At 70.3% G+C, this 20,048-nt stretch carries 17 protein-coding genes and 3 pseudogenes; 10 read left to right on the plus strand and 10 right to left on the minus strand.

Translation table 11 applies throughout. The features are described from left to right. Window positions 1–346: 346 nt before the first annotated feature. The 7 genes and pseudogenes from ID554_RS12800 to ID554_RS12830 all read right to left on the minus strand — a co-directional run. The gene (locus ID554_RS12800; protein ID WP_147333636.1) at window positions 347–565 is read right to left on the minus strand and encodes a hypothetical protein; all 219 of its coding nucleotides are present in this window, start codon (window positions 563–565) and stop codon (window positions 347–349) included. A gap of 338 nt (window positions 566–903) precedes the next feature. Then, window positions 904–2,589, minus strand: a pseudogene (locus tag ID554_RS12805) (helicase HerA domain-containing protein); the annotation flags it as partial. Next, a complete protein-coding gene (locus ID554_RS12810; RefSeq protein ID WP_191088829.1) occupies window positions 2,586–4,373 on the minus strand; it encodes a VirB4 family type IV secretion system protein in 1,788 nt (595 codons plus the stop codon). The gene ID554_RS12810 and the pseudogene ID554_RS12805, both read right to left, overlap by 4 nt. Next, window positions 4,370–5,302: a PrgI family protein gene (locus ID554_RS12815; protein ID WP_117231279.1), complete on the minus strand. Its 933-nt coding sequence runs from the start codon at window positions 5,300–5,302 to the stop codon at window positions 4,370–4,372. Before ID554_RS12815 ends, ID554_RS12810 begins: the two co-directional genes overlap by 4 nt. A 38-nt stretch (window positions 5,303–5,340) precedes the next feature. After that, window positions 5,341–6,255, minus strand: coding sequence for a type IV secretion system protein (locus ID554_RS12820; RefSeq protein ID WP_117231277.1), 915 nt, complete (start codon window positions 6,253–6,255; stop codon window positions 5,341–5,343). A 3-nt stretch (window positions 6,256–6,258) separates the two neighbouring features. Then, window positions 6,259–6,639: a pilin gene (locus tag ID554_RS12825; protein WP_117231278.1), complete on the minus strand. Its 381-nt coding sequence runs from the start codon at window positions 6,637–6,639 to the stop codon at window positions 6,259–6,261. 594 nt (window positions 6,640–7,233) lie between these two features. Then, a pseudogene (locus tag ID554_RS12830) lies at window positions 7,234–7,779 on the minus strand (hypothetical protein); the annotation flags it as partial. 95 nt (window positions 7,780–7,874) lie between these two features. On the opposite strand from ID554_RS12830, the gene ID554_RS12835 reads away from it, so the two are divergent. The 9 genes from ID554_RS12835 (at window position 7,875) to ID554_RS33055 (ending at window position 15,940) form a co-directional block, all read left to right on the plus strand. Beyond that, a protein-coding gene (locus ID554_RS12835; protein ID WP_396888540.1) for an IS3 family transposase occupies window positions 7,875–9,307 on the plus strand; the annotation gives its coding sequence in 2 pieces (ribosomal slippage) (window positions 7,875–8,232 and window positions 8,232–9,307; 1,434 coding nt in all). 461 nt (window positions 9,308–9,768) lie between these two features. Further along, window positions 9,769–10,704, plus strand: coding sequence for a hypothetical protein (locus tag ID554_RS12840; protein WP_117231147.1), 936 nt, complete (start codon window positions 9,769–9,771; stop codon window positions 10,702–10,704). Then, on the plus strand, window positions 10,688–11,680 hold the full coding sequence (locus tag ID554_RS12845) for a TRM11 family SAM-dependent methyltransferase (RefSeq protein WP_117231146.1): 993 nt from the start codon (window positions 10,688–10,690) through the stop codon (window positions 11,678–11,680). The genes ID554_RS12840 and ID554_RS12845 overlap by 17 nt, the downstream gene beginning before the upstream one ends. 568 nt (window positions 11,681–12,248) lie before the next feature. Continuing rightward, window positions 12,249–12,539: a hypothetical protein gene (locus ID554_RS31625; protein WP_223884574.1), complete on the plus strand. Its 291-nt coding sequence runs from the start codon at window positions 12,249–12,251 to the stop codon at window positions 12,537–12,539. Then, on the plus strand, window positions 12,536–13,087 hold the full coding sequence (locus ID554_RS12855) for a DNA cytosine methyltransferase (RefSeq protein ID WP_117231145.1): 552 nt from the start codon (window positions 12,536–12,538) through the stop codon (window positions 13,085–13,087). The genes ID554_RS31625 and ID554_RS12855 overlap by 4 nt, the downstream gene beginning before the upstream one ends. Then, entirely contained in the window at window positions 13,056–13,829 is a 774-nt protein-coding gene (locus ID554_RS12860; protein WP_117231144.1) for a hypothetical protein, read from the plus strand. Before ID554_RS12855 ends, ID554_RS12860 begins: the two co-directional genes overlap by 32 nt. Then, window positions 13,826–14,998 carry a DNA-methyltransferase gene (locus ID554_RS12865; protein ID WP_117231148.1) on the plus strand — a complete coding sequence of 391 codons (1,173 nt, stop codon included), beginning with the start codon at window positions 13,826–13,828 and terminating at the stop codon, window positions 14,996–14,998. Before ID554_RS12860 ends, ID554_RS12865 begins: the two co-directional genes overlap by 4 nt. A gap of 328 nt (window positions 14,999–15,326) precedes the next feature. Beyond that, window positions 15,327–15,773 carry a restriction system modified-DNA reader domain-containing protein gene (locus ID554_RS12870; RefSeq protein WP_158573874.1) on the plus strand — a complete coding sequence of 149 codons (447 nt, stop codon included), beginning with the start codon at window positions 15,327–15,329 and terminating at the stop codon, window positions 15,771–15,773. After that, entirely contained in the window at window positions 15,677–15,940 is a 264-nt protein-coding gene (locus tag ID554_RS33055; RefSeq protein ID WP_325051155.1) for an XF1762 family protein, read from the plus strand. Before ID554_RS12870 ends, ID554_RS33055 begins: the two co-directional genes overlap by 97 nt. A gap of 291 nt (window positions 15,941–16,231) precedes the next feature. Here the strand turns inward: ID554_RS33055 and ID554_RS12875 are convergent, their stop codons facing one another. The 3 genes and pseudogenes from ID554_RS12875 to ID554_RS32425 form a co-directional block, all read right to left on the minus strand. Further along, window positions 16,232–18,373, minus strand: coding sequence for an ATP-binding protein (locus tag ID554_RS12875; RefSeq protein ID WP_147333614.1), 2,142 nt, complete (start codon window positions 18,371–18,373; stop codon window positions 16,232–16,234). A 240-nt stretch (window positions 18,374–18,613) separates the two neighbouring features. Continuing rightward, window positions 18,614–18,985 (minus strand): hypothetical protein, encoded by a 372-nt coding sequence (locus tag ID554_RS12880; protein ID WP_147333613.1) that lies wholly within the window; start codon window positions 18,983–18,985, stop codon window positions 18,614–18,616. Window positions 18,986–19,265: 280 nt separating this feature from the next. Continuing rightward, window positions 19,266–19,659 (minus strand): annotated as a pseudogene (locus ID554_RS32425) (helix-turn-helix domain-containing protein). Between the two features lie 80 nt (window positions 19,660–19,739). Between ID554_RS32425 and ID554_RS12890 the strand changes: the two are divergent. Continuing rightward, window positions 19,740–20,018: a helix-turn-helix domain-containing protein gene (locus tag ID554_RS12890; RefSeq protein ID WP_117231140.1), complete on the plus strand. Its 279-nt coding sequence runs from the start codon at window positions 19,740–19,742 to the stop codon at window positions 20,016–20,018. Window positions 20,019–20,048 lie beyond the last annotated feature (30 nt).

Here is a 20,048-nt window from a genome sequence, read left to right on the forward strand (position 1 = left end):
AGCCTGAACGACCCCGCCCCTTCGCTCCCCGACCCACTGCGATACGCAGGCGGTTCACAGCTACTACGGGCGAGTCCGCCAGCGTCCCCGCATCGGTACTCTGCTCCTCGCGGTTTCCTCCGCTTGGAGTCCTCCCTCTCGCCGCCGGTAAACCGACGGACGGTATCGGGGTCCGCCTTCACACGTTCCGTATGAGAGCCTGGACCGGGCTCATGCTGCCTATATGCCGGACACCACCTGGGCAGTAAGCGGATATCCCCCAGGCTCATCCCGAGACTCACCTCCGGCCTCGGTTCTGATGTCGTCTGACTGAGTTTCGACACGTCAACGGCAGAGAACTCGACGTTCATCGCTCATCTTCCCGGTCCATACCTGACGCGATCACAGTCACGCCTTTTCCAACGACGCTCAGGACGACGGTCTTCAGCCAACGCCCCTCGTGGTGGTTTGAAGCCTGCTTCCGCAAGCCGGCTCCGGAGGGCCAAACAACCTCCATCTCCCATACAGCACCGCAGTCCACGAGACCGTCATCAATCTTTGCCTCGCTTTCCACGTTCGTGTTCACAAGAGATCACCTCAGTAAGCGGATATCCCCCAGGCTCATCCCGAGACTCACCTCCGGCCTCGGTTCTGATGTCGTCTGACTGAGTTTCGACACGTCAACGACAGAGAACTCGACGTTCATCGCTCATCTTCCCGGTCCATACCTGACGCGATCACAGTCACGCCTTTTCCAACGACGCTCAGGACGACGGTCTTCAGCCAACGCCCCTCGTGGTGGTTTGAAGCCTGCTTCCGCAAGCCGGCTCCGGAGGGCCAAACAACCTCCATCTCCCATACAGCACCGCAGTCCACGAGACCGTCATCAATCTTTGCCTCGCTTTCCACGTTCGTGTTCACAAGAGGCGAGTTCAGCAACGGCGGGATGTGTTGCAGGGTCACGTTGTTGTGGCGTAGCAGGGTCAGGCAGGCGACGCGCATGACGTCGTCCATTCGCGGCCCCCACGCCTTGGCGAAGATGTTCCCGAAGATCGACACGAGGTTGTCGACCACGAGGTCCGGGTCCTCGCCCTCAAGAGGATTCAGCGTGGGCGGGTTGTCCTGGTCGGGGTCGAAGAGCACGACGCGGTCGCCGACGTCGGCGGGGAGCCGGTCGAGAATGTCCAGCACCAGGTCGCCGTGCGGGTCGATGACAACGGTGCCCCGCCCCGCCTTGATGTCGTCGAGGGCCATGTTGACCAGCAGGGTGGTCTTGCCGGAGCCCGTCGAACCGATCACATGCATGTGATACCTCGCATCCGGCACCGACAGCCCCACACTGTGGCCACCGATTTCGGCGTCGCCCAACATCTTCACGCCACGCCCACCACCGGGAACCGCGACCGGCGCCGGCATCGACGCGGCCCGCGCCCGGTCCAGGCCGGGAACGGCGAGATCCTGCGGTAGCGCCGCGAGTGCCGCGAGTTCCGGGGCGGAGGTGAGGAACCCCGGACCGAGCCGGCGGGCGGCGAGGACGGTCACCGGCGCGGACATCCGGGCCCGGTGGGAGAGCCGGTTGCGGCCGGTGTAGATGGCGAACGCCGACGCGAGGGTGTCGGCGATGCCCCGCAGCCGACCGGACGGGTCAGCTGCGGGCCGGCGGCTGGTGGTGGCGACCCCGTACCGGATACCGGTCTGCCACAGCGGGTGCGCCGTCTTGTCGAGGATCGCCCGGACGTCCCGTTCCACGGTCGGATCTCTGCGGGAGACCGGTGACGTGGCGCGGCCGGCACCGCCGCCGGGCAGGAACGCGTCCAGCAGCCACAGCACCGGCGCGGCCGGGTTGATCGCCGGTACGGCGGTCTTGCCGGCCCGCAGCCGCCCGGCCGCCCGGCGGGCCCGTGCCGCCCTACGCGGGGTGGCGGGACGGGCCAGGATCTGCACGCAGGCGTACTCGCCGGGTTTGAGCTGGGCGCCGGCGGACATCAGCGGGCGTAGCGGGTCGGTGTCGTGGTCGGTGGCCAAAGGAAGCCACTCCGCGTACACCGGCAGCAGGTGTCCGCCTACGGCGGGACGCGCGTCCAAGGGGATCGGCGGTTGCGGATGGTCGTCGGTGGTGGTGGCCGAGCTGGGCCACGCCGCTCGCACCGCCGCCTCGACCGCCCCGGGCGGAACGGTGCCGGGTACCCAGATCGAGATAAGCAGTTGTCGGCCGAGCCAGGTGTACTGCCACACGACGTGCGGGGCGCCGTAAAGCAGGCGCCGCCGCCGGGACGGGGTCAGCACTCCGGCGAGGTTCGCCCACAATGCGGCAGCGCTGTGCGGGTCGACCTGCGGCGGCGGCGCGATCGTCACGAGGCGTGCACCGTGAGCGTGGTGGCGGTGCCGCCAGATCTCCACCAGGTTGCGGCCAGCCACCCAGACGGCGAGCAGGCCAGCGGCGACACCGGCCAGCCACGGCCGCTGTGTAACCCACACGGCGGCGTCGACCAGGGCGGCGCCGGGTCCTGCGGGTGGCGCAACGGAATCGGCGCCCGGCCCGAACGTGGGGCTGGGCGTCGGTGGCAACGAAGCGAGAACCGCTCGGAACGCTTCGGTCGTTGGTGTCACAGGTCGTCCTCCTCGTCGAGGTCGGCCAACTCGGCTGGGTTCGTGGTGCACAGCTCGTGCTCTGCCTCCGAGGAAATGGATTCGAAGCTCGTTCTGCTCACCCCGGAGATCAACAATCCCTGGCCGCGGCGGGCCGACAGCAGCAGCCGCCGCTCGCCGCCGGTGAGGCCGAAAGCCTCTCCGACGGCGTCGATGGCCTGGGGCGCCTGCCGCAGCAGCACCTGCGTGGCGGCGTTGGACACCACCGCCTGGCCGAGGTCCGTGCCGAGCACGTCGGCGGCGTCCTGGGTGACCACGGTCAGGCCCGCGTTGCGTTTACGCGCCGCCTTCGACATGCGGAAGAGAAACCTTGCGCCCTCGCCGTCACGCATCAGCAACCAGGCCTCGTCGACCACGACGAGCCGCCGCTGCGGCGGGCCGACCGGCGCGTCGACCGTGCGCCAGATCGAGTCCAGCGCGAGTAGCGTGCCGACCGTGCGTAGCTCGTCGGGCAGGTGACGGAGGGACCACACGACGAGGTGCCCGAGCGGGGTTTGGGTGGTCGGCCCGTTGAACAGGTCGGCGAAGCTGCCCTGTACCCACGGCGCGAGCCGGGCGGCCAGAGTCGCGGCGGCCGGGTCGTCGTCGGCGCGCAGCGTCTCGGCCAGGTCGCGCAGCAGGGGCGCCGGTCGGTGATGTGTGGCCGGGTCCGCCGTGATGCCGGCGGACCGGTAGACGGCGAGGATGGCCCGGTCCAGGGCGGCCCGCTCCGCTGGGGGCGGCTGATGCCCGAGCAGCACGCTGATCAGCGTGTGCAGGAACAGCCCACGGCGGGTGAGCACGTCCGGACGCCGGTCGCCGGCCGGCAGATCCAGGGGGTTGATCTTCACGCCGGGGAGGCCGAGGCGCACGGCGCTGCCGCCGACCGCGTCGCACAGTCGCAGGTACTCGTCCTCGGGATCGACGACCGCGACCTGCACACCCTGGTAGAGGCTGCGCAGGATCTCCAACTTGACGAAGTACGACTTCCCCGCCCCACTTCGGGCGAGGACGATGGAGTTGTGGTTCTCCTGCGTCCAGCGGTCCCACCAGACGATCCCGGCGCTGGCGGGGTTGACGCCGTAGAGGACGCCACCGGTGGCTGGCGGGTCACCGGGCAGCGGCGCGGGCAGATCCGGTGACGCCAGCGGGAACGAGCTGGCCAGGGCTTGGGTGTCCATGGTGCGCAGCATCCGCAGCCCGTCGGAGGCCAGCGGCAGGGTGGTGGTCCATCCGGGAAGCTGCCGCCAGGTCGCGGGTTGTACCTCCAGCAGGGTTGATGCGGCGGCGGCCCGGACCTGCGCGCACGCCTGCAGTAGTTCGTCTTCGGTGCGGGCGTGCACGGTGAGATACAGGCCGACGCGGAACAGCTTCGCCGCGCCCCGGGCGAGGCGTTCGGCCAGGTCGCCGGCGTCGTGCGCGGCGGCGTCGACGTAGGGGTCGGCCAGCTTGCCCCGCTCGGAGTCGGCCCGCCGGGAGGACTCCAGCCGGGCCCGCTGCTTTCGCAGCCGGGACGCGGCGATCGGTGCCGGGAGCGGCTCGATGTGCATGGCGAGGTCGAGCCGGCCCGGCCAGGACAGCAGCGGTTCCAGCCACGCCGGGCCGACCTCGGCCGGGTAGCCGGTCACCACCAGGGTGGCGGCGTATCCGTCGCCGACGTGCAGCCAGCGGGGGGTGACCTCGACCGTGGCCGGTGCGACCGCCGACGCCAGCGAGGCCGGCGGGGCTTCCACAGCCGCGCCGCCGGAGCGTCTCCTCCTGATCATGGCTTCCTCCTCTTCCTGGGGTTGCGAGCGGGGGCGCTCGCGGTGATGACGGCATCGGGTGCGGCGAGGCCGCCCGGGCGCGGTGGCCGGTAGGGGTCGGCGGCGGAAGTCAGAGCGGCGGTCACTGCCGCGCCGTCGAGCACCCGGGGGCTGACGCCGAGCCCGGCCAGTGCCCGAACGGTGTCGTCGGCGCGGCGCCGCGCGGCGTGACCGGTGCGCTCGCCTGCGGTCGTGCGGTGGACGACCAGGACCTGCCGGCGCAGCGGGTCGCGCCGCGAGGCGAGGTCGCCGAGGAACTCGGCGTGATCGGCGCACGCCGCGCGAAGCTGCGGATGCGGCTGGGCATCCGCGGCGGCGGCGAGCGCACGGCTGTGAGACGCCAGATCGACCGGCTGCGCCGACACGACGATCTGCGTCGGCGTGGACAGGCTGTTGAGCCACCGTCCCCAGCTATCGATGAGGGCCGCCTGCTCGTCGGGGGTGCGCAGCGCGAGGTTCACCGTGGTGGTGCCGACGATCGCGGCGCGGGCGCCCCCGAGACTGATCTCCCCGTCGTCGTCGATGGCGTCGGCGGGCAGCCGCAACGGCGCCGGCAGCGGCGTCCGGCCGCTCTTCGGCGTCTCGACCCAGTCCGGCGCACCGGGATCCGTCGCGACGTCAGCGGCGGCCAGCGACCGAGGGGTACGGGTGTGACGGATCGCGTGTAGCAGCCACTCGTCCAGGGGCAGGCCGTCTCGGCGACCGAGCGCTAGACCGATCACCAGCCCGCCCAACACCACACCAGCACCGATGAGCACCGGTACCGGGACCACCGTGTTCAAGGCTTGCCATACGCCGTAGTACAGAAGCGCTCCGGCGGCGACGATGGCCAGTTGGTGGAAGGTCAGGCCGTAGGCGACCTTGTCGGGGGCGTCGACGTCGGCGGGCATGCGCGTGCGTGCGGGGCCGGTGTCGGGTTCGGGGGTGCTCATCTGACGGTCCTTCGCAGGTTGGAGAGTCCGGGGACGGTGCGGGTGAGCTGCTGCACCACGACGACGCGGGCGGCGGCGCCGAGCATCGCGGTGGTGCCGTGTCCGTTCTGGCCCGCCCAGCGGGCCATCAGGGCGGGGATCTTGACGGTGGTCCACAGCAGGACCACGACGACCAGGAGGTTGAGGGTGCCGCCGGGGTCGGCGGGCATCCCGAACACGGGCAGCATGGTCGCCGGGTCGAGCAGGACCTGTTCTCCGGCGGTGAGGAAGAACGCCTGCGCGACGGGTATGGCCAGGCAGCCGGTGTAGGCGCGCCACCACAGGCGGGCCAGTGGGTCGGTCTGTGGCAGGGCGTGGCAGGCCAGGGCCAGTGGGGCGATGGCGGTCAGGACCAGTAGAGCGACGAACCGGCCGATGAGTTGGATCGCGGTCGTCGCGATGAGGATCGTGATGATCAGGGTGAGGACGAGGAACAGTAGGGGCACGGCACGGTCTTGGGCGGCGGTGAGGTGGGTCTGGATCGCGGTGAACGTGCCGTCGCTGTCGTAGCCGTCGGCGACGGCTGCGGTCAGGGCGTTGGTGAGGTCGATGAGCTGGGCGCAGACCAGTTGGGAGAAGTGCGCGGCGGTGAATCCGACGACCAGTCGGGGCAGGAGGTCCTTGGCCGTGTAGCGGGCCTGTTCGTCGCCGCCGGCGACCATGATCAGGATTCCGGCGGCGACGAACGCCAACACGAACACGGCGTCCACGATCCACACCGATCGGCCGGTGAGCGCCTGCACCTGCGGCAGCGCGGTGACTCTCGGGGTGGTGAGCAGGACACCGGTGATGAGGTCGAAGATCGCGTCGAGGCACGCCAGGACCGCGGTGGTCATCCAGCCGAGGATCTGGTCGAGCATCCACACCGTCATGGGTCAGCCCCCGACGATGCCTCGGACGACCTGCAGCAGGACTGGCGCGAGGACGGCCAGGCCGTAGCCGACCAGCGCGTTGCGCAGGGCCAGCTTCGCTTTCTCGACCTGGGACGGGTCACCGCCCGCGGTGGCCCAGTACACGCCGGCCAGGACGAGGAAGAGGGTGGCGAGCGCGGCGAGGATCCCCATGATCCACATGCGGAGGTTGGTGATGACGGCGGGCAGCGAGTTCGCCGCCAGCTCCACGGCGACGCCGGGGTCGGCGTGCGCGGCGACCGGGAGGGCGAGTGTCAGTGCGAGGCCGGCCAGCGGCACGGCAGCGCGTAGCGCCGCGCGTGCGGCGGGCTTTCTCAGAAGGGTGCGCAGTGGGGTGCGGGACATTGAGATTCACCTCCCGCCGCGCCCTGGACGCGCCGAACGAACGGCGTGACCGAGGCGTGGCGATTGCTCGAAGCGGTCGGAAGGGACCGCCGCCGGGCGCAGGTGAAGGAGCGGACGAACCGCGTGAGCCCCGGGAGGAGCTCGTCCTCCCTCATGGGTGGTTTGCGGTCATCAATGTGGTGTCAGCGCATCAACATGGCGCGGCACCCGAGGCATGCGGATCGCATGCGCTCCTCGTGTCGCCCGGCGGCGGGCGGGACCGGCGAGCGGCATGGCTCGTAGAGGTCCCGCACCCCCAAACCGGGATTTGTGAGCCGTGGCGAACACTTGCTGCGCTCACGAGCCGCTCACACAGTGCGGCGACGGCTCACAGCGCAGGTCAGGGCTGGTTCTTGCGCACAGCAGGCGTGTTCGAAGGACGAGGGCTCACAGCGGTGGGAACCGCGCGGGTGTCGTCGTTGTGTGCGTGTTGGCGGGGCTCACAGCCCTCGACAGAGATCGGCAAGTACCACCGCCGGTCTTCAACAGAAACGGCTGTGGCCCGACGTGGTGCACGTCGGGCCACAGCCGCTGGAGTCGGTCAGGTGGAGGTCGTCAGGCTGCCGCCGTGCCCGGGGCCTGCGTGGCGGCTTCGCGGCGGGCAGCGGCACGGCCCGCTCGCCGTTGGCTGCGCTGCCCGGCCTGCAGCCGTAGCTGCGCCACCGTCTCCGGCGACGCGACCCCGGTCAGCAGCCCGTCCCCGAGGGCTTCGGCGATGCGGCTGTCGATGCGGGACAGGCGCATACGGAGGGCGTCCACGCTGACGCCGGACGCGGCGGCGATGGGCTCGATCGCGCGGTGCCCGAGCCGCACGTCGATGTAGGCCCGCTCGTCCTCCGCGTCGAGGACTCCCAGGGTCACCGCACGGCGGACCAGCAGGTCTGGATGCCCGTACGGCACCTTCGGCGTGCGGGGACCGGACGTGACGTGCTCGATGTCCTCCACCGGCACGTACTCCTGCTGCCGCAGCCGCAGGTCACGCCCGGCCCGCCACGCCGCCTTGCACAGGCTCGCGTACGGCGCCGGCTTGGTCAGGTCCGCCCGATCGCGTAACGCGGTCAGGAAGCCGGTCAGGATCTCGGCGTCCACGTCCGCCGGGTCCCTGTCTGCCAGGGTGAGTTGAGGCCAGCGGTTCATAGCAAGTCCGCCGGACAGGGCGAGTTGAGGATTGAGAAGCGTTGACTACTGCTGTTGACATGGCCGTGGCCGAGGATGGGGTCATGAGTCGTAAGAAGGGACCGCGTTCGGGTGGTCCGCGTGCCCGCCGGTCGTTCACCCCGGGTCAGAAGTTGGAGCTACTGGCCGGATACGAGAAGGCCGTCGCGGCCGGTGACGGTGGGGCGTTCCTGCGGCGTGAGGGCTTGTACTCGTCGTTGATGTCGGAGTGGCGCCGGGCCCGTGACGCCGGGTTGTTGCAGGGCAAGCCGGCTGGGCAGACGGTAGGGCGGCCGTCGGCGGAGCAGGCGGAGATCGCCCGGTTGCGCCGTGAGCTGGAACTGGCGCAGGCGAAGTTGGCGCGGACGGAGACGGCGTTGACGATCATGGGAAAAGCGCGCGAGCTCTTGGAGGACATCTCCAGGAGCGAGCCGGACGGTCCGGACGTGTTCGGGCTCGGCAGACGCTGATGGACACCTACCACCAGCTGACCAGCGCGAAGGTCCCGACGCGGGAGGCGAAGCGGCTGACCGGGATCGCTCGGTCCAGCGCGGATCGGGACCGGCGGCGTCCGACACCGGCCCGGCCGATGCGACGCACGCCAGCGAACGCGCTCACCCTGGCCGAGCGGGAGCATGTGCTGCGGCTGGTGAACAGCCCGGAGTTCGTCGACGCGGCCCCGGCGCAGATCTACGCGGCGCTGCTGGATCAGGGTGTGTACGTCGGCTCGATCGCCACCATGTACCGGATCTTGCGCGAACACGAGCAGGTCCGCGAGCGTCGCCGGCAGGCCCGGCGCCCGGCCCGGCAGCGCCCGGAGCTGGTCGCCGACGCGCCGCGGCAGGTCTACACGTGGGACATCACGAAACTCGCTGGCCCCGTGAAAGGGATCTACTACGACGCGTACGTGATGATCGACGTCTACTCCCGGTACATCGTCGGCGTCCGCGTGCACGCCCGCGAGTCCGGCCCGCTTGCCGAGAACATGATGCGCGAGGTGTTCGACGTCCACGGCGTCCCCCACGTGGTCCACGCCGACCGGGGCACGTCTATGACCTCGAAATCGGTCGCTGACCTGCTCGAAGACCTTCAGGTAGCCCGCTCGCACTCGCGGCCCAAGACGTCCAACGACAACCCGTACAGCGAAGCATGGTTCAAGACGTTGAAGTACGCGCCGGTCTTCCCCAACCGGTTCGCGTCGCTCGCCCACTCCCGAGCGTTCATGAACGACTTCGTCACCTGGTACAACCACGCCCACCGGCACTCCGGAATCGGCCTGCACACCCCCGCCGACGTCCACCACGGCCGCCACCACCAAGTCCACGCCGCACGCCTCGACACTCTCGCCGCAGCCCGCGCCGCGCATCCGGAACGGTTCGGCGCCACCACCCGGACCACACCAAAGATCCTCGACCTGCCCGAACAGGTCTGGATCAACCAACCCCAGCCCCAGCCGCAACAACAAGCCGCTTAACTCCCGTTGGCCTCAAACCCTTGACACGTTCCGGTGCGCCGCGCACCAATGACAGTCGCGGACCCTCGGTCACCGCTGACACGACGAAACCTGCGACAGACACGCGTGCCGGCGCCATCGGCTCGAACCCTTCGACACTCACACATCTCTCACAGCGCTGGTCAACGCGACGATCCACACACCTTCAAAGAGGTCGCGACCGCCCCCGCCCGCCGCTTCTGTCAGTAACACACCGTGACTGACAGACGTACCGGGGCTTTAGGAACACCTCGCAGGCGCCCGGTGCCTGCGGCTGCTCGTCCCCCACATCGAGCAGGCGGAGAAACCCATACCAACCGGGGCGATCCGCCGTCGAGCCCGTGCCTGTGAGCGGCTGTGAGTGCGGCAAGTGTTCGCCAGGACTCACAAACCCCGGTTCGGGGGTGTCAGCGCTTCACGGCGCGGCGCGGAGCCGACAGCACATGAGCGAGCACACGCCGCACCAGCACCACCCGGCCGACCACATCGAGCCGGCCGAGGCCACACTGATCGACCTGATCGCCGGCGACCCGCCGATACCGATCACGGTCTGGCGCACGGCCCGTACCGACGCCGAAACCCACACCAGCCTGCCCACCCGCCTCGCCTACCGCCTCGTCGCCGCCTACAGCCGGCCCGGAGAGGCGGTCGTCGACCTCACCACCGACCACGCCCTGGCTGCGACCTGCGCCCGGGGCGGACGCCAGCACCACCGCGCCTGGTTCACCGACGGCTCCGGCCTGCTCATCGGCCCGGCCACCACCGGCCTGCCGACGGCGACCGAGACCACCACCTCGCACGAGCCAGAGGCCGGCGACGGCGACGGCGACGGCGACGGCGAGGAGCCGCCCGAGTTGACCGAATGGTTCGGAGACGACCTCACCGACCCCGACCTGTCCGGCACCGACACCGCGGCCGTCCGGCCGCCCGAGGACGGCCCCCTCGACGCGGCTACCAGCCTGGTGGTCGCCTGCTGGCCGCTACACGACGCGGACACCACCGCGCGGGTCAGGCTCGCCTGGCTGCTGGCCGCCTGCGCGCGGCTCCTGCGTCCCGGCGGCTGCCTCGTCCTCGTGGTCGGCGTGCCCGCCGGTACCCGGCCCACGCCGGAGGACTTCGGTCCCCTCGTGGCCGCCGCCTCCAGCGCAGGGCTCGGCTACCTGCAGCACATCGTCGCGGTGGAGGCCGACACCGACGGGGACCAGTTCGTCTACCACCTCGTCACCGACGAGGAACTGCTCACCCTGGCCCACGCCAACCCCGAGCAGTGGACGGTGGCTCACCTGCGGGTGCACGCCGACCTGCTGGTGTTCACACCCCACCCGGCCCCGGCGCACGAGTCGGGACGACGCGGCAACGGCGGTGGTCGCCGTGCCTGAGCACACCTCGCCCCGGCAAACCGGCCCGCACGAGCCGGACACCACCAGCCCCGCCGCCCGCCAGAACTACCCGGGCCGGCATCGGGAGTACGAAGGCCGCCACCGCGCCGACCCCGATGGTCTGTCGGTCTGGGCCACCGCCCAGTCCACCGGCCCCGTGCAACGACGCGGCCGGTACGTGCCGGAGTCGGTCAAGCACCCGGCCCGGATGCTGCCCGCGATCGCCGCCCACGCGATCGGCGCCTACACCCGCCCCGGTGACCTGGTCCTGGACCCGATGTGCGGCATCGGCACGACCCTGGTCGAGGCGGTCCACGCCGGCCGCGACGCCTTCGGCATCGAGTACGAGCCGCAATGGTCGAACATCGCCGACGCCAACATCCGCCACGCCCACGACCACGGCGCCACCGGACGCGCATCGGTCATCCGAGGCGACGCCACCCGCCTCACCATCCTCGTCCCCGCCGCGCTGACCGGGCAGGTGGCGCTCGTGGTCACCTCCCCGCCCTACGGGCCGACGGTGCACGGCCTGGTCCGTCCCAGCGCGGACGGGGTCGTCAAGTACGACGACCGGTACAACGACGGCCACGACCGCGGCAACCTCGCCTACCGCGACCTGACCGGCCTCGCCGACGGGTTCGCCCAGATCCTGCACGGCTGCGCCACCCTGCTACGCCCCGGCGGCGTCGTCGTGGTCACCGCCCGGCCGTGGCGCAAGCGGGGCGAGCTGATCGACCTGCCCAGCGCCGTCATCGCCGCCGGCCTACGCGCCGGCCTCGTCCCGATCGAGCGGTGCGTCGCCCTGCTCGCTGCCGTCCGCGACGGGCACCTCGTCGCCCGCCCGTCGTTCTTCCAACTCCAACAAGTCCGCAAGGCCAGGACCGGCGGCGTGCCAATGCACCTCATCGCCCACGAGGACGTCCTGATCTTCGCCAGGGGAACCTCGCCGGAGGACGGCACCGAGGTGGTCGCGTGAGCGCGCCCACCCACCGCATCCTCTCCCTCGGCGCCGGGGTGCAGAGTTCGACGCTCCTGCTGTTGGCAGCCCAGGGCGAGATCCCTGGGTTTCACGCGGCGATCTTCGCCGATACCTCGTGGGAGCCGGCCGCAGTCTACCGGCATCTGGACCGCCTGACCGGCATCGCCGAGCGGGCCGGCATCGAGGTCGTGCGTGTCAGCACCGGTGACATCCGGGCGGACGCCCTCGACCCCAGGCACCGCTTCGCCAGCATGCCCCTGTTCACGCTCGGACCGAACGGCGAGCGGGGCATGGCCCGGCGACAGTGCACCTCCGAATACAAGATCAAACCAATCAAGGCAGAAGTGCGGCACCGTCTCGGTCATCCCCATCCGCGGCGGGTGCCCGCCGGAGTCGTCGTCGAAATGGCCATCGGTATCTCGGTCGACGAGGTCCACCGCGCCCGCGACGCCGACGTCGGCTACATGCGTAACGTCTTCCCGCTGCTCGACCTGGGCTGGCGACGAACCGACTGCCTGCGTTTCCTGGCCCGGCACGGTCTCGCCGACACCCCAAGTCGTCGTGTGTGGGGTGCCCGTTCCACGACGACGCCTTCTGGTTCGCGCTGCGTGAGCACAGCCCGCAGGAGTGGGCCGACGCGGTCGCCTTCGACCACGCCATCCGCGACGGCTCCGCCCGCGCCAACGCGGACGGGCACCCGCTGCGCGGGCAGTTCTTCCTGCACCGGCAGCGGGTGCCGCTCGACCAGGTGGTCCTGCGCCCACGCTCCCGGCCAGGTGACACGCCGGGTTGCGGGCCGTGGACCTGCCCCCACGACGCGTCGACGACCGGCCACGGGCTCGGGGAGGTGGCGTGAGCGGTGCGCAGACCACTGCCCCACGAATCGGATCCCTGTGCAGCGGGTACGGCGGTCTCGACCTGGCCGTCGAGCTGGTGCTCGGCGGCCGACTCACCTGGTACGCCGAAACCGACCGGCACGCCGCCACCGTCCTGGCCCATCACTGGCCCGGCGTCGCCAACCTCGGCGATATCCGCACCGTCGACTGGACGCGGGTCCCGCCGGTCGACATCGTCACCGCCGGTTTCCCCTGCCAGGACATCAGCAACGCCGGCCGCCGCGCCGGCATCACCGGCGCACACTCCAGCGTCTGGAACCACGTCGCCGACGCCGTTCGCGTCCTTCGACCCCGGCTGCTGTTCGTGGAGAACGTCGCCGCCCTCCTGCGGCGAGGACTCGACGTCGTCCACCGTGACCTGGCCACGATCGGGTACGACACGAGCTGGCTATGCCTACGCGCATCCGACATCGGAGCCGCTCACCGACGCGACCGGCTGTTCCTGCTGGCCACCCCCACCCCACCGCGGGGAGGAGGTGCCGACGTTGCCGACACCCTGCGCCCGTGACGGTAAGGGCCCCGGCCACCCCTACGGTCTGCCGGACCTGGTGGAGCCGACCGGCACCCGCCACGGCCTGCTACCGACACCGACCGCGGTGGCCTACGGGTCGAACATGTCCCCCTCGGCGGGGGCGGCCCGCCGGCCGTCCCTTTCCGGTGTCGCCTCGAAGCTGCTGCCGACGCCGAGAGCCAGCGACACCGGCACCCCCGGCCGGCGGGCCGGCACCGGGTGGCGGCCACCGTTGTCGCAGGTCCTGCTGCCCACCCCCAGGGCGACCGACGGCGTCAAGGGCTGCCCCGGGCAACGCGGGTCCCACGGCGACCTCACCCTGCCCTCGGCGGCCGTGCGGGTTCCGGTCCGGACGCTGCCCACGCCACGTGCCTCCGACGCGCACGGGCCCGGCAGGCACGGTGACGGTGGAGCGGACCTGCGCACCACCGTCGCCGGACTGGGCCGGCCCGACGCCGACCGGTGGGGTCCGTACGCCGCGGCGGTGGCCCGGTGGGAGCTGCTGCTCGGCCGTCCGGCACCGGCGCCGACCCAATTGGGGCGGCACGGCAAACCGGTCCTGGCGCCGCCGTTCGTGGAATGGCTGATGGGCCTGGATGCGGGCCATGTGACCGATCCGACGCTCGCGGTGCCGCGCACCGCGGCGCTGCGGGTGCTCGGTAACGGCGTCGTCCCTCAACAGGCGGCCGTCGCGTTGCGGCTGCTGCTGTGCCCGCACCGGTGGGCGGTGCCGGCATGACCGAACCCAGCACCCTGGACGACTACCGGTATCGGCGGCTCGGCCCGGTCGAGCTGTACCTCGGCGACGCCCGCCAGGTGCTCGCCGCTATGCCCGACACCAGCGTCGACTGCGTCGTCACCAGCCCGCCGTTCTGGGGGTTGCGCGACTACGGCACCGGCGCCTGGAGCGGCGGCGACCCGGCCTGCCCGCACCCGCTCGGCCGGACCCGCCGCACCGACGGCATCACCTGCCCGGCCTGCCGCGCCCGGTGGGTCGACCCGCAGTACGGACTCGAAGCCACCCTGGACGACTACCTCGACAACCTCGTCGCGGTCTTCGAGCAGGTCAAACGAGTCCTCGCGCCGACAGGGACCTGTTGGGTCAACCTCGGCGACTGCTACAGCAGCGCCGCGCGCGGCCTCAAGGGCGGCCGGCCGCAACCCGGCGGACGTCGACCGCCAAAGCCCCGTATCCAGGACGCTCTTGCTCCGAAGAACCTGGTCGGGGTGCCCTGGCGGGTCGCCTTCGCCCTGCAGTCGCGCGGGTGGTGGCTGCGCAACGCGGTCATCTGGGCCAAGAGCAACCCGATGCCCGAGTCCGTCCGCGACCGCCTGTCCACAAGCTACGAACTGCTGTTCCTACTCACCAGGTCCCACTCCTACTACTTCGACCTCGATCCGATTCGGATCCCGCTGGTCAGACCGCAGTCCGCTGACGGGACCCGGATCATCGGCGGGTCCCGCAAGGGCCGCACCGGCGGGATCGGGGCGACCGCACGCCGCCGCGGTACCACCGCCTACGGCGCCGCCAAGTACGGCGCGGAGGAGAGTCGGGTCGAGCCTCGGGCTAGGCGGGGAAACCTCGTTCCGCTCGGCCACGCCCACACCGCCGCCCATCCGAAGGGACGCAACCCGGGCGACGTGTGGCGGATCGCGACCCGCCCCTACCGGGGATCGCATGTGGCGCCGTTTCCGATCGACCTGCCGCTGCGGGCGATCGCGGCCGGCTGCCCGCCCGGTGGTGTGGTCCTGGACCCGTTCTCCGGCGCCGGCACCACCGGTCTCGCCGCGCTGCACCTCGGCCGCCGGTACCTGGGCGTCGACATCAGCCCCGCGTTCCACGACGAGGCGCTACACCGACTCACCCCGCACCTGCCCCACGACACGCCGAGCGAGGACGGCGGGTGAGCCGCCTACGAACCGTGCCGGTGTCCTTCGCCCAAGCCTGCAGCTTCGTCGAGGACTGGCATCGGCATCACCGGCCGCCGCGCTTACCACAAGTTCAGCATCGGGACCGCCGTCGTCGGGCGTCCGGACGCACGGATGCTCGACGACGGCCTGACGCCAACCGCAACCGGGAAATTCGAACCTGAGGAATGCCCGCACGCTGTTGCAGCGGGCCGGCAACGGATGTCGCGGCGGACTTGCCTATCCCCGTGAGACGAGCGTGAATGGGACCGGTCCCGATCCATCGGCGTCGGACCCTGCACGCTGTTCAAGGGAAAGGACGGCCGCCGTGCACCAGATAGACATCGACAATCAGGTCCATGCGACGCTGCGTGAACTGGGCCGCACGGGGGACACCTTCAACGATGTCCTACGCGGTGTCTTGAACCTGAATCAGGAGGGACCGAGGCTCATGCCGGGTGGGCACCGACGGGCCTGGAATTCGAAGCCACCGCTCGGCGCGCTCGTACGCGCCGGAATATTGCAACCCGGTCAGCGTCTGATCTGGAACCGGCCACGCATCGGTGAGCAGCACACCGTCACTGTCGATGTCCACGGCAACCTCATCACCGCGCAAGGCCGTATTTGCCCCACGCCGGACAGCGCCACCAGGGCGATCGTCGGCTATCCCGCCGCCGGCTGGCCAGCCTTCCGCACAGAGGACGGCGTCAGCCTCCAGCAGCTACGGGAACAGCACACTGCGAGACCTGGCGACGGGGGCCACTACCGCTCGTAGCCGCAGCACACACCCGGGTCGAAGTGACCAGGGTCGCCACCGACGGCACCCGCAACGCGAACTCACTGCTGTACGCGGCGACGTGGCGGGCCGCCCGAGCGCGGGGCTACCGGCGCCTGGTCACCTACACCAGAAAGGTCGTGAGTTCGCGATTTCCGAAGTGCTGAGAGCCATGAACTGAAGTGGCGTCAGCAGTCGCTGACTCTACATCGAGGCGCCGTTCCGGGACCCTGCGAAGGGGCGCAGCGTGCCTTGGGCCGCACGGCACTTCCTGCTCCGCCGGGTGCTGAGCTTCGTGATGGCGCGCTGAAGGGTGCCCCGGGTGTGTTGACCGCATTTTCAGGGCGCCCTTCGTCTACAACGGCGATGTCGCCGCCAGAGGTCTGGTCAGACAAGGCCAGCAACGCTTGGTGAACAGCCTGCGCGCTGCGACCGACGTGCTGGGCTAGGCGAAGAAATCAGCTGATCGCGTCGATTTCAGCCGCCAGCTCGGCGGCCTCGGCCGCGCCGAGACGCCGGAAGATCTCTAGAGCCCGTCTCATGTCGGCGATGCCGTTGATGACACTGGTGGCGACCGCACATCGACCGATGCCCGCCAACGCCCGCGCCTCGTCGAGGGGACTTCCTGCCTCACGGGCCAGTCGAAGTGCTTGGACGTGACATGCTCGCGCTGGCTCAGAATTGCCCGAGCTCCGCAACAGGTCTCCCTGATAGTTGAGCACCTCGGACTCAGTCTGGCGGTCGCCGAGATCCCGGGCAGTAGTCAGCGCCTTCTCCAGCAGCGCGGTGGCCTGCGGGTAGTCACCAGTGAGCCGCCGCAGATTGGCCAGCTCGCAGAGGACCCAGGACTCTCCGTTGCGGTCACGGAAGCCCCGGAAGACGGCAAGTGCACGCTCCAACAGGGCAGCGGCCTGGAGGTAGTCACCAGCCAGCCGCCAAATTCTGCCCAGCTCGGCGAGGGTCCAGGCCTCGCCGTGGCGGTCAGCGATATCCAGGCGAATGGCCAGCGACTGCTCCTGCAGGGCGGTGGCCTGCGGGTAGTCACCAGTGAGCCGCCGCAGATTGGCCAGCTCGCAGAGGACCCAGGACTCTCCGTTGCGGTCACGGAAGCCCCGGAAGACGGCAAGTGCACGCTCCAACAGGGCAGCGGCCTGCAGATAGTCACCAGTCAACCGACGAAGGCAGCCCAGCTCGGTGACGGTGTACGCCTCGCCGTGGCGGTCACCAATGTCCAGATGGATGGTCAGCGCACGCTCCAGCAGGACGGTGGCCTGTGGGTAGTCACCGGTCGCCACCCGCAGGTTGCCCAGCTCGCTGAGGGTCCAGGCCTCTCCGTTGCGATCACCGAACCCCTTGACGATGGTCAGGATGTCGGTCTGGAGGGCTATGCCGTCGGTCCATGGACCGTCTTGGCGGAGGAAAGCGGCGAAGCTGGCGGCCAGGTCGACGGTGCGGGCGTGTTGGCTGTGCCGGCGGGTGTAGGCGACGCAGGCGGCCAGGTTAGCGCGTTCGGCGCGGAGCCATGCGGTGGCTTGAGCTTGGTCGGGTAGGTCTGGTACGGGGCTAGTGCATGCAGGAGTGGTGGTGTGGTGGGGCGTCGTGCCCCGGCGACGGATTCGCGTCGCGGCGATGGCGGCAGTGTGCTGGTAGAAGTCCAGCAGCCGGCCGGCGGCCGCGTCGGCTTCGTCGGTGATGGTGTGGGCGCGGGCGTAGAGGTTGATCAGATCATGGAGCCGGTAACGGTGGTGAGCGGGTTGCTCGGCTAGGTGATGGGTGTACAGGTCCCGCAGATGCCTCTGGACTGCGGTGACCGGCAGATCGGTGAGGGCGGCTGCAGCGTAAAGGTCGATATCGGTGCCCGGGGTGAGGCTCAGCAGCCGTAGAACACGTTGCTGTTCTGCGGTCAGCCGCTGGTAAGACAGGTCGAACACGGCGGCAACTCCGAGTTCCAGGCTGTCGCGGTACTCGTCGATGCTGGCGAGACGGTCCTGAGTGACTTCCAGGTCGGCCAGGACATCGGTGATCCCGCTGGTCTGCCCATCGGTGCCGATACCGGAGGCGAGGACAGTGATGGCCAGCGGCAGGTAGCCGCAAAGGCGAACCAGGCGGACCACTGCGGCCTGCCCGGCAGCATCGAGCCGGTGGGGGTGGACGCGGGTGAACAAGGCGACAGCCTCGGATTCGGGCAGGACTTCGAGGGGCAGAATTGTGGCCCCGTAGTCGCGGCGCAGCCTGGCCAGCCGGCGGCGGCTGGTGATCAGGACGAGACAGCCCGCTGAGCCGGGTAGCAGCGGGGCGACCTGTTCGCCGGTGGCGGCGTTGTCCAGGACGAGTAGCAGCCGCTTTCCTGCCATCCGGTCGCGCCACCGGTCCGCGCGGGCCGACGTGCCTTCGGGGATGTGTTCGGCGGTCAAGCCGGTGGCGGCCAGCAGCCCGGCGAGGACGTCGCCCGGCTCGGACGGGGCCCTGTCCGGGCTGTGGGCGTGCAGGTCGACGAACAGTTGCCCGTCCGGGAATCTGTCAGCCACCAGGTGCGCGACGTGGCGGGCCAGCGCGGTCTTACCGACCCCGGGCATGCCGTCGACCGCGTGGATGGCCACCACGCCGCCGGTGAGGGGGGGTGATGGAATCGGTGATTTCCCGGATTTGCTCGCCGCGGCCGGTGAACGTGGCAATGCCTGGGGGCAGGCCGTGCACCACCTGAACCGGAGCTGGTCCAGACTCCGCTGCGTGCTGGTGGTGATGGACGGTGACGGGGCCGCGGAAGGTTCCCTGTGCGCCGAAGTTGACGTTCGTGGAACGCTGGGCCAGTTCGGTCGGTGCGCCGGGGGTGGGTGACCCTACGCCATACCCGGCTGGGCTGGGGGGATCGAAGTGGAGCCGAAGCTGACCTGGGCGTGGAACTCGCCCGTCGCTCCCAAGTTGTTGGTGACCTGATTGATGGTGTCCCCGACATGCCCGCCGCTGATCGTCGATGTTCCTATCCGGTATTTGCCCGCCTGCCACCCGGCCGGATCGGCTGCGGCCAGGAGCGCCTGTGCAGCGGCGAGGACCCGAGGGTCCTCACCGGCGCGGGCGATGGTGAGGGCCTCGCTGACGTCGCTCTGCCAGGCGCCGGGCTCCGCCTCGACCGCCTCCAGCACCGCATCCGACCGACCTTCCCGGACAAATGCCCGGCGTAGCAGTTCCCGCAATCCGGTGTAGGCGTCCACGACCACGGATTGTGCGGCCGAGGTCACTCCGGCCGTCGTGCCGGCTGCCGCGCCGACCATCAACGCACTTAGGATCAACTCAACGTCAGACATCAAGCTCACCCTCCGTCGACCGGACTGGTCGATTGTGTCACATCTGGTCGAAAGATCGACATCGACGAGCAGTCCCGCAGCCAAGACCCGATCCGGCAGGTGTGCCTACGGCTGGGCGTCCGGCGCCGGGCAAACCGTCCCGTTCTGCGCATGGCCACCGGCGGCTGCCAGCAGACGGTGCAACGGGTCAGGCGCGCAGCGTGGACGCTGGGCGGCGCCGTCGTGCCGGCGGCAGGGATCGATGACGGCCCAGCCGCGGTACGACCTGACTGCCGGTCGGCGCGATGTCGGCGTTGGCGGCCCGTTTGAGCTCGTCACGGCGGGCCTTCACCTGCTGCGGCTCGTACAGCAGCAGCTCCGCCGGGGTGCAGTTCAGCACGGCGCAGAGCACGTCGAGGTCGTCTAAGCGGATCGACGTCGGCGTGGTCGTCCACAGCGCCGACATCTGCCCGCGGTGATCTCCAGCCCGTGCTCCGCCAGCAGCCGGCGCATCTCCGTGGACTCCAGATCCCGCGTTCAGCAGCCTTCCGCCGCATCCGCGGGCGGCGCACGGCTGGCGCCGCCGACCTCGATTCCGGCATACCGACTGATCCTCGGGGCTGGCCCCGTTCTGGGCGCGCCAGATCCCCGACCGACTTTCACTGCCATTCAAGGAGTAGTCATGTCATCCGACCGACCCTCGACCTCTTCATCGACTACATCGACGTCGGGCAGTGGCGCGTGGAGCCTCGACAAGGTCCGCGCGCTCGGCACGACCACCGACGTCGCCACCGCAGGCGCCATCTTCGGTCTGTCGCGGTCCAGCGCCTACGAGCTGGCCCGGTCCAACAGGCTGCCGATACCGGTCATGAAGATCGGCTCCCGCTACCGGGTGTCCGTGCCGGCCATCATCGCCGTCCTCACCGCCACCAAGCTCGACCGCCCACCGCAGGTGACTTGACCCGCTCCCCACGACCGAGCGTTGATCACC

It is taken from the genome of Micromonospora craniellae, assembly GCF_014764405.1.
Lineage (GTDB): Bacteria > Actinomycetota > Actinomycetes > Mycobacteriales > Micromonosporaceae > Micromonospora > Micromonospora craniellae.

Bases quoted from the DNA above. Each gene is read 5' to 3' on its own strand.
- ID554_RS12825 (WP_117231278.1), bottom strand. From the start codon at position 6,639: ATGTCCCGCACCCCACTGCGCACCCTTCTGAGAAAGCCCGCCGCACGC.
- ID554_RS12820 (WP_117231277.1), bottom strand. From the start codon at position 6,255: ATGACGGTGTGGATGCTCGACCAGATCCTCGGCTGGATGACCACCGCG.
- ID554_RS12865 (WP_117231148.1), top strand. From the start codon at position 13,826: ATGACCGAACCCAGCACCCTGGACGACTACCGGTATCGGCGGCTCGGC.
- ID554_RS12815 (WP_117231279.1), bottom strand. From the start codon at position 5,302: ATGCCCGCCGACGTCGACGCCCCCGACAAGGTCGCCTACGGCCTGACC.
- ID554_RS12840 (WP_117231147.1), top strand. From the start codon at position 9,769: ATGAGCGAGCACACGCCGCACCAGCACCACCCGGCCGACCACATCGAG.
- ID554_RS12810 (WP_191088829.1), bottom strand. From the start codon at position 4,373: ATGATCAGGAGGAGACGCTCCGGCGGCGCGGCTGTGGAAGCCCCGCCG.
- ID554_RS12890 (WP_117231140.1), top strand. From the start codon at position 19,740: ATGTCATCCGACCGACCCTCGACCTCTTCATCGACTACATCGACGTCG.